17 protein-coding genes are annotated in these 17,345 nt (G+C 55.1%); 5 read left to right on the forward strand and 12 right to left on the reverse strand.

Annotated elements, in window-relative coordinates; genetic code table 11:
- Positions 1-8: 8 nt before the first annotated feature.
- From FMM72_RS12240 to ybaK, 4 genes are all read left to right on the forward strand, one after another.
- The gene (locus FMM72_RS12240) at positions 9-1,052 is read left to right on the forward strand and encodes a branched-chain amino acid ABC transporter permease (protein WP_160209020.1); all 1,044 of its coding nucleotides are present in this window, start codon (positions 9-11) and stop codon (positions 1,050-1,052) included.
- Positions 1,049-1,813: an ABC transporter ATP-binding protein gene (locus tag FMM72_RS12245; RefSeq protein WP_160209021.1), complete on the forward strand. Its 765-nt coding sequence runs from the start codon at positions 1,049-1,051 to the stop codon at positions 1,811-1,813. The genes FMM72_RS12240 and FMM72_RS12245 overlap by 4 nt, the downstream gene beginning before the upstream one ends.
- Before the next feature lie 11 nt (positions 1,814-1,824).
- Positions 1,825-2,529, forward strand: a complete 705-nt coding sequence (locus FMM72_RS12250; RefSeq protein ID WP_162221595.1) for an ABC transporter ATP-binding protein — start codon at positions 1,825-1,827, stop codon at positions 2,527-2,529.
- A gap of 64 nt (positions 2,530-2,593) precedes the next feature.
- Positions 2,594-3,073 carry a Cys-tRNA(Pro) deacylase gene (gene ybaK, locus FMM72_RS12255; RefSeq protein ID WP_162221596.1) on the forward strand — a complete coding sequence of 160 codons (480 nt, stop codon included), beginning with the start codon at positions 2,594-2,596 and terminating at the stop codon, positions 3,071-3,073.
- 43 nt (positions 3,074-3,116) lie between these two features.
- Here the strand turns inward: ybaK and FMM72_RS12260 are convergent, their stop codons facing one another.
- The 12 genes from FMM72_RS12260 to FMM72_RS12315 all read right to left on the reverse strand — a co-directional run bounded on the left by FMM72_RS12260 (position 3,117) and on the right by FMM72_RS12315 (position 14,813).
- On the reverse strand, positions 3,117-4,769 hold the full coding sequence (locus tag FMM72_RS12260; protein ID WP_162221597.1) for a DUF1653 domain-containing protein: 1,653 nt from the start codon (positions 4,767-4,769) through the stop codon (positions 3,117-3,119).
- A 272-nt stretch (positions 4,770-5,041) separates the two neighbouring features.
- Positions 5,042-5,581 (reverse strand): rubrerythrin, encoded by a 540-nt coding sequence (rbr, locus tag FMM72_RS12265; RefSeq protein WP_162221598.1) that lies wholly within the window; start codon positions 5,579-5,581, stop codon positions 5,042-5,044.
- 30 nt (positions 5,582-5,611) lie between these two features.
- Positions 5,612-5,992 carry a Fur family transcriptional regulator gene (locus FMM72_RS12270; protein WP_160209026.1) on the reverse strand — a complete coding sequence of 127 codons (381 nt, stop codon included), beginning with the start codon at positions 5,990-5,992 and terminating at the stop codon, positions 5,612-5,614.
- A gap of 131 nt (positions 5,993-6,123) precedes the next feature.
- Complete coding sequence (locus FMM72_RS12275; protein WP_162221599.1) at positions 6,124-6,813, reverse strand: V-type ATP synthase subunit D; 690 nt, start codon at positions 6,811-6,813, stop codon at positions 6,124-6,126.
- Positions 6,814-6,819: 6 nt separating this feature from the next.
- Entirely contained in the window at positions 6,820-8,196 is a 1,377-nt protein-coding gene (locus FMM72_RS12280; RefSeq protein ID WP_160209028.1) for a V-type ATP synthase subunit B, read from the reverse strand.
- Positions 8,196-9,968, reverse strand: a complete 1,773-nt coding sequence (locus tag FMM72_RS12285) for a V-type ATP synthase subunit A (protein WP_160209029.1) — start codon at positions 9,966-9,968, stop codon at positions 8,196-8,198. Before FMM72_RS12285 ends, FMM72_RS12280 begins: the two co-directional genes overlap by 1 nt.
- Before the next feature lie 24 nt (positions 9,969-9,992).
- Positions 9,993-10,313: a V-type ATP synthase subunit F gene (locus FMM72_RS12290; protein WP_160209030.1), complete on the reverse strand. Its 321-nt coding sequence runs from the start codon at positions 10,311-10,313 to the stop codon at positions 9,993-9,995.
- Entirely contained in the window at positions 10,306-11,277 is a 972-nt protein-coding gene (locus tag FMM72_RS12295) for a V-type ATPase subunit (RefSeq protein WP_162221600.1), read from the reverse strand. The genes FMM72_RS12290 and FMM72_RS12295 overlap by 8 nt, the downstream gene beginning before the upstream one ends.
- Before the next feature lie 62 nt (positions 11,278-11,339).
- Positions 11,340-11,924, reverse strand: coding sequence for a V-type ATP synthase subunit E (locus FMM72_RS12300; RefSeq protein ID WP_160209032.1), 585 nt, complete (start codon positions 11,922-11,924; stop codon positions 11,340-11,342).
- Between the two features lie 43 nt (positions 11,925-11,967).
- Entirely contained in the window at positions 11,968-12,450 is a 483-nt protein-coding gene (locus tag FMM72_RS12305) for a V-type ATP synthase subunit K (RefSeq protein WP_160209033.1), read from the reverse strand.
- Position 12,451: 1 nt separating this feature from the next.
- Positions 12,452-14,464, reverse strand: a complete 2,013-nt coding sequence (locus FMM72_RS12310) for a V-type ATP synthase subunit I (protein WP_162221601.1) — start codon at positions 14,462-14,464, stop codon at positions 12,452-12,454.
- 40 nt (positions 14,465-14,504) lie between these two features.
- Positions 14,505-14,813, reverse strand: coding sequence for a hypothetical protein (locus FMM72_RS12315; protein WP_160209035.1), 309 nt, complete (start codon positions 14,811-14,813; stop codon positions 14,505-14,507).
- A 726-nt stretch (positions 14,814-15,539) separates the two neighbouring features.
- Between FMM72_RS12315 and FMM72_RS12320 the strand changes: the two genes are divergently transcribed.
- The gene (locus tag FMM72_RS12320; protein ID WP_160209036.1) at positions 15,540-17,345 is read left to right on the forward strand and encodes an efflux RND transporter periplasmic adaptor subunit; all 1,806 of its coding nucleotides are present in this window, start codon (positions 15,540-15,542) and stop codon (positions 17,343-17,345) included.

The raw sequence follows: 17,345 nt of genomic DNA on the forward strand, positions 1-17,345 counted from the left end.
TGAATGGCATGGCTTCAAAACGCGGCAAAACTTATTTTTCCTATCTCGTCAACCTTGTTTGTGTCGTCCTGCTGTTCATCGTACTGACTGCATTGATGAAGGCGGGTGTGATCAACACCTATTGGGCGGGCGTGATCATGCTGATTATGATCAACATCATCCTGGCGACCTCGCTCAACCTGACCACCGGTGTGCTTGGCCAGATCGCGCTTGGCCACGCGGGGTTCATGTCAGTCGGCGCTTATGCGGCCGCGCTCTTTTCCATGAAGATCGCCGAGGCGGCAAAGCTCGTTGAAAACGGCGCGCCGACGGCGGCCGGTTTCGGGACGTTTCTGGCGTCGCTTGTCGTCGCTGGCATCGTCGCCGCTGTTTTCGGTCTGATCGTCGGCATCCCGGCGCTTCGCCTCAAGGGCGATTATCTGGCGATTATCACGCTCGGTTTCGGCGAAATCATCCGCGTTATTATTGAAAACGTCAAGTTTACCGGTGGTGCGCAGGGGCTTTCCGGTATCCCGAAGCTCTCCAACTTCAACACAGTCTACTGGGTGACCGCCCTGACCATCGCCGTGCTGTTTGCATTTGGACGTTCCCGTCATGGCCGTGCGATCATTGCGATCCGTGAGGATGATATCGCTTCGGAGGCGTCAGGCATCCCGAATACGTATTACAAGGTGCTTGCGTTTACGATTTCAGCATTTTTTGCCGGGGTGGCGGGCGCTGTCTATGCGCAGCAGATGCAGGTGCTCGGCGCCAAAACATTCAATTTCATGCGCTCCATCGATATTCTGGTCATCGTTGTGCTCGGCGGACTCGGCTCGCTGACCGGCTCAATCATCGCAGCCGTCGGCTTGACTGTATTGCCCGAGGCGCTGCGCGGCTTCTCCGAATACCGGATGCTGATCTATTCCGTAGCATTGATTATTGTCATGATTTTTAAACCCTCCGGCCTGCTTGGTACGCGTGAATTCTCCATGTCTGCATTTCTGCGCTGGCTGCGCCATCCGCAGATTAAGCGAAAGAAAGCGGCGGCTGAAAGGGGGAGCGGTAAATGAGCAATCCTGTTTTGAAGGCCGATCATCTCGGCATCTCCTTCGGCGGACTCAAGGCGGTCGAAGGATTTGATCTGGAAATCCGTGAAAATGAGCTTGTCGGCTTGATTGGACCAAATGGCGCGGGCAAGACAACCGTGTTCAATATGCTGACGGGCGTTTATCAGCCGACCGAGGGCGCCGTTTATCTTGAAGGGAATCTGATGGCAGGTAAAAAACCGCATCAGATGGTAAAGGCAGGTATTGCGCGCACCTTCCAGAATATCCGTCTGTTTAAGAAGATGACGGTAATCGACAACGTGCGCGTCGCATTCAATCTGCATATGAAATATTCCGTCCTCCAAAGCATTCTGCGCACGCCGCTTGTTTGGAAAGAGGAGGAGGAGATCGATCGCAAGGCGCACGAGCTGTTGTCCGTATTTCATATGGAAGGGCTTGCCGATCATATAGCGGCCAATCTTCCGTATGGACAGCAGCGTAAGCTTGAAATTGCACGTGCGCTTGCAACCAATCCAAAGGTGCTTTTGCTTGACGAACCAGCCGCTGGCATGAACCCGACTGAAACGGCGGAATTGATGGAGGCGATCTCCATCATCCGTGAGCGATTTCATGTATCCATCCTGTTGATCGAGCATGATATGAGCCTTGTTATGAAGATCTGTGAGCGTTTGGTCGTGATCGACTACGGCCAGATTATTGCCGCAGGTACGCCGCAGGAAGTTGCGCGCGATCCAAAGGTGATCGGCGCATATCTTGGAAAGTAGGAGGGGAGCCAATGCTGATCGTCAAAGATTTGAATGTGTCGTATGGCGCCATCCATGCGATCCATGATGTGAGCCTAGAGGTCAATGCGGGCGAAATCGTCTCGCTGATCGGTGCAAACGGCGCGGGTAAAACGACGACGCTGCACACAATCACAGGTCTGAAGAAGGCGTCGTCCGGTTCTGTCGAGCTTGAAGGGCACAACCTTCTGACAACCGAGCCGTCAAAGATTGTCGGCCTTGGGATGGCGCATGTTCCGGAGGGACGGCGTATTTTCGCATCGATGACGGTTGAGGAAAACCTTGAGATGGGCGCCTTTACCATCCGTGACAAGGCGCAGATTTCAACGGACATAGAAAATGTATATAAGCACTTCCCACGCTTGCGGGAACGATATAAGCAGGCGGGTGGCACGCTGTCAGGCGGCGAGCAGCAGATGCTCGCTATTGGACGCGCGATGATGTCTCGGCCAAAGATCATGCTGATGGATGAACCGTCGATGGGCTTATCTCCGCTTCTGGTGGGCGAGATCTTTGAGATTATCCAGGAGCTGAACCGCAGCGGCATGACCATTTTGCTTGTTGAACAGAATGCCAAAATGGCGCTGTCCATCGCAGACCGCGCATATGTGCTGGAGACAGGGCATGTCGTTATGGATGGTCAGGCGAAGGATATGCTGGAGGATGATAAGGTTCGGCGGGCATATCTCGGCATGTAAAAACAGATACCGTCCGGCTGTCAAGGTGTTACAGCCGGACGGTTTTGCAATGGAGGGAAAATGAATGGCGGAGGTAAAAACGAATGCAATGCGTATGTTGGATCGTGCAAAAATCCCATATCAGATTCACACATACGATCATGCAGACGGAAAAATTGATGGCGTCAGCGTTGCGGCAAAGCTTGGGCAGGATATCAACGCCGTCTATAAAACGCTTGTCACCAAAGGCGCGGGCGGCGGTTATTTTGTGTTTGTGATTCCGGTTGACCGGGAGCTTGACCTGAAAAAAGCGGCGCGGGCTGTCGGCGAGAAGTCAGTTGCAATGATTCCCGTTGCGGATATCAATAAAGCGACCGGATATATCCGGGGCGGCTGCTCACCAATTGGAATGAAGAAGCTGTATCCAACAGTATTCGATGCGGCCGTCCTCAATTTGCCGGCTGTGATTGTCAGCGGCGGCCGGATCGGCTGCCAGATTGAAGCCTCGCCTCGTGATCTGCTGCCTCTTGTCAAGGCTGTAACAGCACGGATTACGTATGATTAAAAAAGTATAAAGCAAACGCCCCAGCCTTCGCTGGGGCGTTTTTTTATTCTCCAATATACGTAAAGCGTTCGACACGTTTTCCGTCTCGTTCGATTTCCTCCATGAACATGTCGAGCGGGCGCACCCATAGATCACCCTCGCCATATAAGGCCCGATAGACGACAAGCTGTTCAAGTGTTTCGCTGTGGCGCGCTAAACCGATGGCCTCATATTCATTACCCTTAAAATGGCGGTATCGCCCAGGACGGAAGGCGCGCGGCTGGTCCGGACGCGCCGTGGGCGCGTCCGGCGCCTGGACCGGCACAGCCGGTTCAGGCGTTCCCGGCGCGGCATGCGCCGCGCCGGCCAGCCGCGCGCAGTCCTCCGGTGAAACAAGGATACGCGCGCCAAAGGCGGGTAGCTCCAGCTTGAGATTGCCGTCATTCGTTTCAAAGACTGTTCCGGTGAACAGATCCGTAAGCGGCGCGGTGCGCACATGAAATTCAACATATTCCGAATGATCGGAAAGATTGAGCGCAGTATAGACATACTGGCCATCATAAGCGCGTTCAAAGACAAATTGTTCGTTTTTGACAAGCCTCTGTTCATATGCTCCGTACTGGAGAGCAGGCAGGCTGCGCCGGATCATTCCCAAACGTGCGATATGGGTGCAAAGAGGTTCGTCTGCTTCGACAATTTGTCCAAGCTCCAGGCAAGGGCGCAGCGGTGCGTCAGAACCGCCCTGTTTAGCGCCTGTAATGCCCCATTCGCTGCCATAATAAACAGATGGTACGCCAGGCATTGTATAGAGCAGTGTATAGGTATTGCAGAGATGGGCACGGTTTCGCAGCATGGTAGCGAGACGATTGATATCGTGATTATCGACAAAATTATAAAGGCACAGATTTTTATAGATGCCGCCGTTCCCAAACTGACGGTTCAGGGAATAGGCAATTTCAAAATAGTTTTTGTCATTGTGCGAAGAATAAAGCCCCTTCTCACACTCATAGTTGGTGACAGAATCAAGCATATCGGGATTGGCCCAACGGTTATAATCACCATGGATAATTTCTCCCATCAGCCAAAAGTCAGGACGTTTTTCACGACAGAAGGTGCGAAGGCGACGGAAAAAAGCTGGATCAACACAGTCAGCCGCGTCAAGCCGCAGACCGTCGATTCCAAATTCATCCATCCACATGCCGACCGCGCCAAGCAGATGGTCGACGACCTCAGGATTTTGCAGATTCAGCTTTACAAGATTGAAATGTCCTTGCCAGCCTTCGTACCAAAAAGGATCGCCCATTGGGCTGCCGCCGCCGAAGTTGAGATTATGAAACCATCCGCAATATCTGGATGCTTGTCCATTTTTACGCACATCTTCAAAGGCCCAGAAGGAACGGCCGACATGGTTAAAGACGCCATCAAGCACAATGCGGATTCCATGTTTATGAAGCGTCTCGCAGATCTTTTTAAAATCTGCGTTGCTTCCAAGCCGCCGGTCAAGCGTATAATAATCAATTGTATCGTATCCATGCTCGCTCGATTCAAAGACCGGGCCGAGATAGACGGCATTAATATTCAGCTTTAAGAGATGCGGAAGCCACTCTATGATTTTCGCAATACGGTTTTGCGGCTCTCCACCGCTGTTTTGCTGCGGTGCGCCGCAAAACCCAAGCGGATAAATATGATAAAAAACGGATTCATTGACCCAATTCATAGGCGATATCCCCCTCATGCCTTTTCGGCGAAGCCCGGACAATGGATGCCCTGAGCAAATTTGTATGTTAACAGTATACACTGATTTGTAAAAAATAGCAATTGTAAGAAGGACATTCCTTGATCATCTTGGGGAAATGCTAAAGGCGCAATGAAAGAACTTATTCAATTCTGCAAAAGTCATAGCGCGGCAGGTAAACTGCGAAAAAAACGGAGTCCCCACTGCAAATCGCGGGGACTCCGGTATAACCGTAAGATGTGCTTGGAAACAAATTAATAATTTTTGGCCTGAAGCTGGAAATACGCCTGTGGATGTGTGCAGACAGGGCAGACAAGCGGAGCAGACTCGCTAACATGAATATGACCGCAGTTGGAACACTGCCAAATCACGACGCCAGTTTTCTTAAAGACCTGTTCAGTGTCAACATTTTTCAAGAGAGCCAGGTAGCGCTCCTCATGTTCTTTTTCGATCTTGCCGACTTCCTCAAAGAGGTAAGCGATCTTGTCAAAACCTTCTTCGCGGGCCTCAGCGGCAAATTTCGCATACATATCGGTCCATTCATAATTTTCACCGGCGGCTGCATCTTTGAGGCAGGCGGCCGTATCGGGAATACCATCATTCAGCAGCTTGAACCAGATTTCAGCATGTTCCTTTTCATTGGCTGCCGTCTCCAAAAAGAGGTTTGCAATCTGGACAAAGCCTTCTTTTTTCGCCTTGGAGGCATAGAACGTGTACTTATTGCGTGCTTGGGATTCACCTGCAAACGCGGCGGCAAGGTTGGCGGCTGTCTTAGTTCCTTTAAGCTCTTTCATGTCATGGTCTCCTTTCAATCTTACAAACAATCAGGATTTTTCTGCACACATCTGACAGATTCCTGTCAGAGTGAGCAAGATGCCATTTACAGTGATATCGGGTAGGGAACGCAATTCCTCCTCGAGCGCGCCAAGAGAAAGCAGATTGACATCATAGATACGTCCGCATTTTTCACAGAGCAAATGTGAATGTGCGTCTATACGACCGTCAAAACGATCCGGCGTGCCGGATAGCCCGATCTTCTTAATCACGCCAGTCTGCGCAAGCAGATTCAAATTCCGGTAAACCGTTCCCAAGCTGATAGTTGTCTCCTGTGCGCGTGCGAGCGCATAAACCTCATCAGCCGTGGGATGGATAGGGTTCTCCAGAACGATCCGGTGGATAAGCTCCCGTTGCCTGGAATAATTCATAGGGTTCCTCACAAAGAATAAAAATGATAATTATTATTATATTATAAGTATTATAACAGAAGAAACCGATTTGTCAAGCGTTTTTTCGCAAAAAAACCGCCGCTCTATTTTACAGAGCGGCGGTTTTGACCTTAATTGGGCGGGGTACAAGCGGTCGGACCGCTTTGGCGCTCCTTGTAATGATGCGCTTCCTCCAACATCATATCCTTGACCTTCATTAGACGGATCTGTGTACTGCGCTCATTTTCATCAAGCTTCATGGTGATGTACTTGATGTTCTCCCGCAATTCAGGAATCATGACATGCTCAAGCGCGTTGACACGCCGGCGGGTCTTTTCAATCTCAGCAGCCATGAGCTGGCATGATTTTTCGACCTCCGCCAGACGCAGTAGATCAGGCAGCACATCTGAGAGTGATTTGATCGCGCCATCGAGATCGGCGGAAGTAAACGCGAATCCGTAGGAATAGATGTTGTTTGCGTCGGCAGTGCGTGTTTTATACTCAAATATGGGAATCTCAACGCTCATAACGTTGCGTTCGGACGCCTCAAGATAGACTTCCTGCATCGGCGCCATCATTGCGACATTGAGCGTTTCGTCCGTCATACCGGCACGTGCCAGAACAAAATTTTTGTTCGCGGCAGCGATTCCGGATTCCACTTTTTCACGCAGCGCCTTGTTCTCGCGCACGAGATCGAGAAACTGACGCATCAGTTCATCACGCTTATCCTTGAGCAGCTTATGGCCGCGCACAGCGGTGACGAGCTTCTTTTTGAGCCGGGTAAGCTCCATGCGCGTCGGGTTGACCTGCGTCTTTGCCAAAGCGCATCACCCCTGCTTTCCGTAATACTCGTCAAGGAACTTGTCGTCGATACGCTTTAACTCGCTGCGCGGCAGGATGCGCAGCAGCTTCCAGCCGATATCAAGCGTTTCCTCAATATCGCGGTTGGCGTCGTAGCCCTGTGAAACATACTCCTGCTCGAACGCGTCCGCAAACTTGGCATAGAGCTTGTCGATGTCGGTCAGAGCGGCTTCGCCAAGAATGACCATCAATTCTTTAGCGTCTTTTCCGCGCGAATAAGCGGCAAAGAGCTGGTTCATCGTATTAGCGTGGTCGGCGCGTGTTTTGCCGGTTCCGATGCCCTTATCCTTCAGTCGCGACAACGACGGAAGCACGTCGATCGGCGGCGCAATGCCCTTGCGGTACAGCTCGCGCGAGAGGATGATCTGTCCCTCGGTGATATAGCCGGTGAGGTCGGGGATCGGATGCGTTTTGTCGTCTTCCGGCATGGTCAGAATCGGGATCAGCGTAATCGAACCGTTTTTGCCCTTTTGACGCCCCGCGCGCTCATACAGCGAGGCCAGGTCGGTGTACATATAACCCGGATAGCCACGGCGGCCTGGGACCTCCTTGCGCGCGGCGGAAATTTCACGCAGCGCATCGGCATAGTTGGTGATGTCGGTGAGAATGACAAGCACGTGCATGTTTTTCTCAAACGCCAGATATTCGGCGGCCGTCAGCGCCATTTTCGGCGTTGCGATACGCTCAACAGCGGGGTCGTTAGCAAGGTTGATAAACATGATGGAGCGATCGAGCGCGCCTGTTTCACGGAAACTGTCGGTAAAGAAGTTCGCTTCCTCAAATGTGATACCCATCGCGGCGAATACAACGGCAAAGGGCTCGTCGGTGCCGCGCACCTTCGCCTGACGCGCGATCTGTGCAGCGAGATTGGCGTGCGGAAGGCCGGACGCTGAGAAAATCGGCAGCTTCTGGCCGCGCACAAGCGTATTCAGGCCGTCGATGGCTGAAACACCTGTCTGAATAAATTCCTGCGGATAGTTGCGCGCGGCCGGGTTCATCGGCAAGCCATTGATATTGAGCCGCTTTTCCGGCAGGATCTCCGGGCCGCCGTCAATGGGACGGCCAAGTCCGTCAAACACGCGCGAAAGCATATCCTCTGATACGCCAAGCTCCATGCTGCGTCCGAGAAAGCGCACGCGGGAATTCGACAGGTTGATGCCCGTCGAGCTTTCAAAGAGCTGAACCAGAGCGTTGCCGCCGTCGATTTCAAGCACACGGCAGCGGCGCTTTTCACCGGAGGCAAGCTCGATTTCGCCAAGCTCGTCATAGGTGACGCCTTCCACGTCGCGCACGAGCATCAGCGGGCCGGCAACCTCCTGAATGGTACGATATTCCTTGGGCATCAGAACTCCTCCTTCCTGTTGGCCAACGCGGCGATTTCATCGGCGAGCGCCTGCAAAACAGCGGCGCATTCGTCGTTTACTTTGTCGGCGGTCACATATTTGAAGCGGCCTATACGCTCGCGCACAGCCATTTTAACAAGGTCGTCGACAGGAACACCCTTGTTGAGCGCCTCGAGGGAGGCGTCGTAGAAGCTGAGAACCAGCTTCATCATTAAGAACTGCTTTTCAAGAGGCGTATAGGTGTCGACATCATGGAACGAGTTCTGATGCAGAAAGTCCTCACGGATGGAGCGCGCTGCCTCCAGCTTGAGGCGGTCGGGAGCGGAAAGGGCGTCAATACCAACCAGTTTGACGATTTCATCAAGTTCAGCCTCCTCCTGAAGCAGCAGCATCAGACGCTGGCGCATGGAGGACCAGTCCTCGTTGACGTTTGTGTTAAACCACTTCGATGTGGTATCAGTGTAGAGCGAATAGCTCGTCAGCCAGTTGATCGCGGGGAAATGGCGCTGATAGGCCAACTGCGAATCGAGGCTCCAGAACACCTTGACGATGCGCAGCGTCGCCTGTGAAACAGGCTCGGAGATATCGCCACCGGGCGGCGACACGGCGCCGATCGCGGAAAGCGAACCCTCGCGCCCCTCTTTGCCGAGCGTGATCACGCGGCCGGCGCGCTCATAAAACTGTGCCAGACGGCTGCCCAAATAGGCGGGGTATCCTTCTTCACCAGGCATTTCCTCAAGACGGCCGGACATTTCGCGCAGAGCCTCAGCCCAACGGGATGTCGAATCGGCCATCAGCGCGACGGAATACCCCATATCGCGGAAGTATTCCGCGATGGTGATGCCCGTGTAGATGGAAGCCTCGCGCGCCGCAACCGGCATGTCGGAGGTGTTTGCGATCAGTACCGTGCGTTCCATCAAGGAACGGCCTGTTTTCGGGTCCTTCAGTTCCGGAAATTCGTTGAGAACGTCCGTCATCTCGTTGCCGCGCTCGCCACAGCCGATGTATACGACGATGTCGGCTTCGGCCCATTTGGCAAGCTGGTGCTGGATGACGGTTTTGCCGGAACCGAACGGGCCGGGAACGGCCGCCACGCCGCCTTTGGCGATCGGGAACAGCGTGTCGACAACACGCTGGCCGGTGACGAGCGGCATGTCGGGGGAGAGCTTGCTCTGATAGGGACGGCCGACGCGGACAGGCCAACGCTGCATCAACGAGACGTTCTGCTCAGCGCCGTTGGCCGTTTCGATTACGGCAACGGTATCAGTGACGGTGAAATCACCAGCGCTGATCGATTTGACAGTTCCGATGACGCCGTTGGGAACCATAATTTTGTGCAGGACAACCTGCGTCTCCTGAACCGTGCCGAGGACGTCGCCGGCAGACACCTCGTCGCCCGCCTTAACTGTGGGAGTGAAGGCCCATTTTTTATCGCGGTCGAGCGAAGGAACCTCAACGCCGCGCGCAAGGCTGTTGCCGATTTTTGCGCGGATTTCCTCCAACGGACGCTGGATACCGTCGTAAATGTTGGAAATCAGTCCCGGCCCAAGCTCCACGCTCATTGGGACGCCAGTCGACTCCACAGGCTCGCCCGGGCCGAGCCCCGAGGTTTCCTCGTAGACCTGTACCGAAGCCTCGTCGCCGTGAATCTCGATGATCTCGCCGATGAGGCGCTGCTCGCTGACGCGCACAACGTCAAACATGTTGGCGTCGCGCATTCCCTCGGCGATGACCAGCGGGCCGGCTACTTTTTTGATCTTACCAATGCTCATATCGTTTTTTCACCTGCTTTACTCTTAATCGCCATTGAAAATGATATCGGAGCCAACAGCCTGCTCCACCGATTTTTTGACGTTTTTGATGCCCATCCCCGTGTTGCCGGATACGCCCGGGATGGGGATGATGGCAGGGAGACGCTCGGCGCGGTAGCGGTCGATTTCCGCTTCGAGCGTGGCCGCGAGCGACTCAGTGATATAAATGACAGCATATTCGCCCTCAGCCAGCTTTCGCAGCCTGCGGGCGGCCTCGGTCGGGTCGGTGACAGGGAAGGTGTCCAGCCCGAGCGCGGCGAAGCCGTAAATGCTGTCGCGGTCCCCGATGACTGCCGTCCTATACATACATTTCCCTTACCCTTTCCCGGATCGACGCCTCCGGCAGGTCGTTGCGCTTGCCGGAAAGGATGATCCGCACCGTTTTGATCTCATTTTCACGCCCGAGGATATATGCCGCCAGCGGACCGATGCCAAACGCCTGAAACTGCTGTGGGCGGATCGATTCGATGATGACATTGTCGCACCACCGCTCAAAAGCGGACGGAGATTGTTCTAGCGCGGGCGCCGCGCCGGCATAATCGGTCAGCGCCAGATAGTCGCTGATTGCCTCGTCGCCTTCGGCGGCGGCTTTCGCGAGCTGGTATACGTCGAGAGAGGCGCATGGCGCGAGCGCGCGCCGGATAAATTCGAGCGATTTCCCGGTGCGCCGGCAACGCACAGCCGTTTTGATATTGGCCGCTGCGACAGTCAGCTCCGCGTATTGGCGGATCAGTTCGCTGTCGGAGGCCTGCCCAGCGCGTTCGATAGCTTCAAGCGCGGCGCGGTCAATGATGATATCGCAAAGCTGGCCGTCGCGCGTCTGCGACAGGGCGTTATACGCCTCCTCGGCGGGGGCGCGCATCGCTTCGGGCAGCGCGCCGAAATCCTTGGCGCGCACAGCCTCCAGAATCGCGCCGCTGCCGACGGTTCCGTGCGAGATAAAGACGCCGAAATCGCTCTCGTCCGTGCAGACAAGCTTGACCGCGGCCTTCAGGTTGTGGTAATCGTTGGCGTAGAGGAACACGTCGAACACGGACATATCCTCAACCAACTCGCCGATCAGATTCCAGGTTTTTTCCCGCTCGGCGGCCAACAGGCGCGCGTCGTCCGCTGCGACTTCGCCGTCACCCCATCCGCGGTCGGCGAGCAGGCGCAGGCATTCGTCGTAGCTTTTGGCCGCGAGCAGCTGATCGATCGCCTGGGCGTTGAGAAGCGTCAGCTCCTTCGAGCGGATACGAGCGACCGCATAGGTGTATAATGAATCGGACATGTTAAACCTCCCTTGTACACGCCGCGGACAGGGAAGTACCGCGGCGCGGCGCAAAATGCGCGTTATGCGAACAGGAGCGCCTGAACCTGATCCTGCAAGGTTTCACGCGCGGCGTCGATAAGCGCCGCGAACGAGCAGTTTTCCTCAATGCCGCCGTAGACGAGCACAAAGCCGCCGTCGATATCGCGCGTTTCGTCGCCAATGCGCAGCGTGCCTTTGGCCTGCTTGGCAAGGGCGTCGGCAAAGCCGTCCGGCAGCCGTTTTTTGTCGGCGGGATTGAACAGGATTTCGCCGTCAAGGGGAAGGGAATACTTGCCGATCATTTTAAGGATCAGCGCGAAATACTCCTGTTCAGGCAGGGCGCAGGCTGCTTTCTGCGCTTCGGCGATGGCCGAAGAAATGATTTCCTGCTTGGCTTCAAGCACGGCGCGCCGGCGCGCGAGCGCGGCGGCCGATTTGGCGGACTCGCGCGCGGCGGCGACGGCTGCCGCGGACTGGGCCTCGATAGCCGCGACCCGGGCGTCGGCTTCGCCGTGCGCCTGGTCCGTGATCTGCCGCGCCTCGTCCCGCGCCCGCGCGAGGGCGGCATCCGCCGCCTGCTGCGCGTCGTCCTGGATCTGCTGTACAATTTTTTCCAATCCGGTCATGGCAGAATTCTCCTTACTACAAAGTGCGGACGATTCCGCCGTATCAGATGGCCAGGCTGCCGACGCCGAAGATCGAGAGAATCGAGATAAGCAGCGCAAGGATCGCGTATGTTTCGACCATCGCCGGGAAGATCATCGCCTTACCGAATGTCTCGGGGCGTTTGCAGATCATGCTGATGGAGGCGACGGCCGCGCGCGCCTGACGCTTTGCGGACCACAATCCGACAAAGCCCATCGGCAGGCAGGCCGCGAGATAGAGCAGGCCCTTGACAAGCGAAATGTTGGCGTCGCCGCCCATGATACCGATCTGTGTAAGCGTGATAAAGGCAATAAGCAGGCCGTAAATACCTTGTGTACCAGGGAGCAGCTGGAGGATCAGGACCTTACCAAAGCGGTTGGGATCTTCCGTCACCGCGCCTGCGGCGGCCTCGCCGGCCATGCCGACGCCGATTGCGGAGCCGATACCGGCCATCAGAGCGGCCAGCGCCGCGCCAAGCAATGCAAAAGCAATTCCCATAGAACTCATGTCAGATTTCCTCCTTGAATTTGTAATATTTGGTATGAGCGGCAAACGGCGAAAACGCGCGTCCGCCCCCTTCGTAAAACTTGCCGAAAAACTCGACGAATTGCAGACGGTTTGTGTGGACATACGCACCGAGCAGGTTGATGCCGATGTTCAGCGCGTGTCCTACCAAAAATACCAGGATAAACATGATCGCGCCAAAGACGCCTGAACCGCCCATGCTGCCCATCTTGTTAAAGACGGTCGCGATGACGCCGGTCGCCAGGCCGAGCGCGAGCAGGCGGGAATAGGATAGGATATCGCTTAGGTAGCCAGTGACGTTGTAGACGCCGTAAAGGCCCTTGAGCAGACGTTTGACCGGGTTGCGGGATTCGCGCCCGGATGTCAGAATAATGCCGGCTGCTCCAATGCCTGCGCAGACAGCAGCGATTGTGGCGACAACAGGCGGCAGCGTGAAGGAAAGGCCGAGCATCTCGGTAATCATGCCCATGGTCAGCAGATAAAAGATGCCGCCGCCGACAAGCAGATACCAGAACACAACGTCGTAGATGGCGTCCTTGATCTGCCCTTCCCGGGCAAGCTGATAAAATTTGATCCCAAGCCCAGTGAACAGATGGATAATACCGATCAGGAAAGAAAAGACGAGCAAACGCATCGGCTCGCTGACAGGCTCGAACCACAGCGGGGACAGCTTGAAGTCAGAATGGAAGAATGTCGAAGCGATGACCCCCACGGCGTCCCCGAAGAAGCTGCCGAACAGCGCGCCCCAAAAGATAGTGGACAGGCCGCAGAAAAAGAACATCTTGATCATCTTTGCCATCCCTGGCTCCATATTCTTGTACTTGGCCATCACAACGCCGCAGCCGATTGCCATCACAAGCCCGTAGCCGGCGTCCGAGAGCATCATGCCGAACAGGATGTAATAGAAAAACGACATGATCGTCGTCGGGTCGATTTCGCCCCTGCCGGGCAGGCTGTAGCTTTCGACAACCGTTTCAACCGGCTCGGAAAACGAATTGTTTTTCAGCACAACCGGTACGTCCTCGCCGGGACCGGGCGTCTCTAGGCGCACAGCCGCGTCAAATTTGCTGGTCAATTCGTTTTCGACAGCCGCCGCGCGTCTGGCCGTGACATAACCTGAAAGCAGGAATGTGCGTTTTGACTGCGCGAGCCGTCCGATGACCTCGTATTTTTCGACGCGCAACCGCAGGTAATCGGTTAAAAACCGCAGGTCGCCGCGCTTGCCGGCAAGCCCTTCAATCTCCTTCTGTGCCGCTTCAATCGCGTTTTGCGCAGCGGCGACAGAATCGTTTAAGAGCTTTTGACGCTCGGCGGGCGACTCTTTGGCCGGGGAAGCCGGACGCGAGAAGCCGCAGGCCCGCAGCGCTTCGTCGACAATGGCCGCCTGGCCACGGTGCGTCACGATGAATACGCATGTCTGATCCTGCGAATGGCTGACCAGATCGATGTGTACCGAAGCCTCGGGCGCGGCCTGGGCGATACGCGCATAAAGCGCGTCGAGCGGTATGTCGTCGGCAAAAGAGCCGATAAACGCCGCCGTCGACCGTGTACCGGAAAAACGCATCGATACGTCAAGACCAAGCCAGGGCGTCAGCGCGTCGAGCTGTGTTTGCAGCTTGAGAATTTCGGCCCGGTTTTCAGCGATCGTTCTTGACAGCGCGTTTAAACGCCGCGCCGTCTCAAGCGTCTGACCGGCGTTGGCGCCGGCCGCCTCGTACTCCTGCGCCGTCAGGGCGCGCCGCCCCTCCAGCATGGAAAGCATGGAAGCCTTTTCGGGCGCGTAAGTATCAAGCACCTCAAGGGCGGATGTAGCCGCTGTGATGTCCTTTTCAAACTGCGTGCGCTGCACTGCGGTGTCGGACTTTTCGAAAACATCGTCCTCCAGGGCGAGATCAGAAATTTCGACGACGCCGCGCCGCTGAAGCGTCTCCAGAATTTGTTTGCGGTCTTTTTTCAGCGCGCATATGCTGATGCGTTGCATTTGCAGCACCGCCATAAAACGGATGCCTCCTTTACGAGTGGAATGGGTCCGGCCGCTATACCAGCTCGGACAGGATCAGCCGCCGCACCGCATCCGCCTGGGCGGACGCGCTCTCGCGCAGCGTCGCGACCTCCTGGCGGACCGCGTCGAGCGCCTCGCGTTGCAGGGCGTCGCCCTCTGCGCGCGCCGCGGCCAGCGCGGCGTCCGCCTTGGCGTGCGCCTGGGCGATTCGCTCCCTGGACTCGGCGGCTGCGGCCGTCCTGGCCTCGTCAATCGCCGCCTCGCCCTGGCGTGCGGCCTCCTGTTCAGTCTGTTCAGCGGCCTGCTCCGCCTCGCGGATGGTCCGGATGGTATCCTGCTCCATAGTATCACCACCTGTTTTTGTCTTTTAACATTTTAAGCCCGAAGGCGTAAAATACTTATGATTAATATACAATGAAATGGAAAAATAATCAATGCTGCTCATGATCAAACTACCAACTGGTTGATAAAAAATTATCAACAACGAAAGCCAAAAACTTTTCAGGCACAAAGCAGATTGCAATAAAGCCTAACAATATCTATAATTTTACTATATAATAGTGTTGAAATCAAGGAATTTTATAGAAACCCTTTAAATTTTAATAATATTTTCTTTCGCACGGCAGCTTGATTGCAGATAGATTACATTCACAGGACAGGCCCCAATTTGTATATCAAAATTTAGCCAAAAAACAGTTGTATTTTTAAAAATAATGTGCTATATTGAATACATAAGTTAGGATTATTATGGTTTGATATCTCCACACCCTCACCCCCTATAGGAAAAAGCGGCTTGCAAAATCGGTTGCAGGCCGCTTTTTCCTTTGAACCTGTATTCACAGCCGGTATCCTCCGGCTGTGAATACAGGTTCTTGTTTTTTGTGGCGGTCTTGTTGACATTTGGATTGTATCATTGTATTATTGTACCGTTGGATTGATACAGTTGCATACAGATCAAAAAATCCAATGTTTTGAAGTCCGCACCCGTGTACGCTCGTTTTATCACTGAGGTGATTTGCCGTGCCGCATACACGGGGATTGGCAGAAGCATAAGGGAGTTGATGAAATTATGACGGAAACCGAGGAGAAAGTGGGGCTGCAACCGGCGCCGGAGACGCCGTCGCTGCCGCCCGCGCCGATCAGCAAGCATCCGGGCCGTTTTACAGTCCGCAAAGGCAGAAGAAAGAAATTCATCGTGCCTGTGGTGATTGTAGCGATTGTTGGTGTTGTCGCATGGAAGATGATGACCAGCAAGCCGCCGGTCGTTCCAACGGTCAGCGTGCCGCTGGAAAAAATGGATCTGATTAGCACGATCAGCGTGACCGGTACCGTGGAAAGCGCGAACGAGGGACTTGTCTATTCGAACCTGAACAGCCTGGTAACAGAGGTCGGCGTCAAGGTTGGGGACCGTGTCGCCGCAGGCGACACGCTTGCGCAGCTTGATACCTCCGATCTGTCGCTGTCCATCGCGGAGCAGCAGGCGCAGATCAATAAGCAGGTCAGGCTGAACAACCATGCGCTTGAGCAGTCGCAGAAAGCGCTTGACAATGCAAAAAGCGATATTGCAAACGATGTTGACGCGGATTTGATTTCGGCGGAAAATGCGCTCAAGCAGGCGCAGCAGGAGCTGAACAGTGCGCGCCGCGACCTTCAGGATCATAAGGACGATCTTGAATACGCCGATTCCGTGATGAATGATCTTGAAAAGGAACTCAACCGTGCGCGCAACGAGATGAACGATGCGGAGCGGGAGCTTTCACTCGCGGAACGCGAGGAGCGTGAAAACGGCACGCCTGTCCCGCAGGAAGTCCGTGAACGGTATGAGAAGGCCAAGGAAAAGTATGACGAGGTCAACAAGGAATGGGTCGGGGCCGACCGCTCCTATGGCAGCGATATCAGCAGCTACAGCCGCGCGTACCGCCAAGCGCGCGTCAGCTATGAAAACGCTTTGGCAAACAAAAAGGCTGCTGAAAACCGCGCGAGCCGGAATCTGGACACCCTACGGGACGAAATTGCCGGCCAGCAAATCCAGAATGACGTAACCTCCATGCAGATTTCACTGCAAAAGTATCAGAAAGATTTTGCCGATTCAACGCTCAAGGCCCCGATCTCCGGCACGGTCACGGCTGTTTACGCCAAGGAGGGCGCTCCCGCGGGCGGATTGATGTTTGTTGTTGAGGATACAGACAGCCTGGTGATCAAAACAAAGCTGAAGGAATATGATATCGCCTCCGTCGAGATCGGCATGCCCGTCGTCATCAAGTCGGACGCAACGGGCGAGCAGGAGTTCATGGGGCATATCAGCCACATCAGCCCGGCCGCCGTCAAATCGTCAACCGGTGAGATTCAAACGGAGGGCAGCGTTGAATTTGATGCGGAGATTACGCTTGACGAGCAGGGCACAGGCCTGCGCGTCGGTATGAACACACGTATGACGATTGAAACAGCGCGCAAGGATCAGGTATGGGCCGTTCCGTTCGACGCAGTGACGACGGATGAGCAGGGACAGGATATCGTCTATGTTGCCCGCACGGACGAAAATGGCGTTACAACCGCGGTTCCGGTCCCGGTGACAGCCGGTATGGAGACGGATTTCTACATAGAGGTCAGTTCCGACCAGCTCAATGAGGGCGACCAGATCATCAGCGATCCGGGTACGGTTGTTCCCGGCGCGCCGATCACCCTGGCGGGCGGCATGACGACAGAAGCCGCAGCCGTCCAAACGGTGTCCGAACCGGCACAGGCCAGTGAAAGCGGCGCGGCAAACGCGTCCTTTGCAGAGTCCGGCGTCTCCTCCGAAGCGGCCGCTTCGGAGGAATCCGCCGGCCTGCCGGCGGATTCCTCCTCCGCGGCATCCGCCTCGCAAGGGGGCTGA

Source organism: Anaerotruncus colihominis (genome assembly GCF_010206195.1).
GTDB classification, from domain to species: Bacteria; Bacillota; Clostridia; order Oscillospirales; family Ruminococcaceae; genus Anaerotruncus; species Anaerotruncus colihominis_A.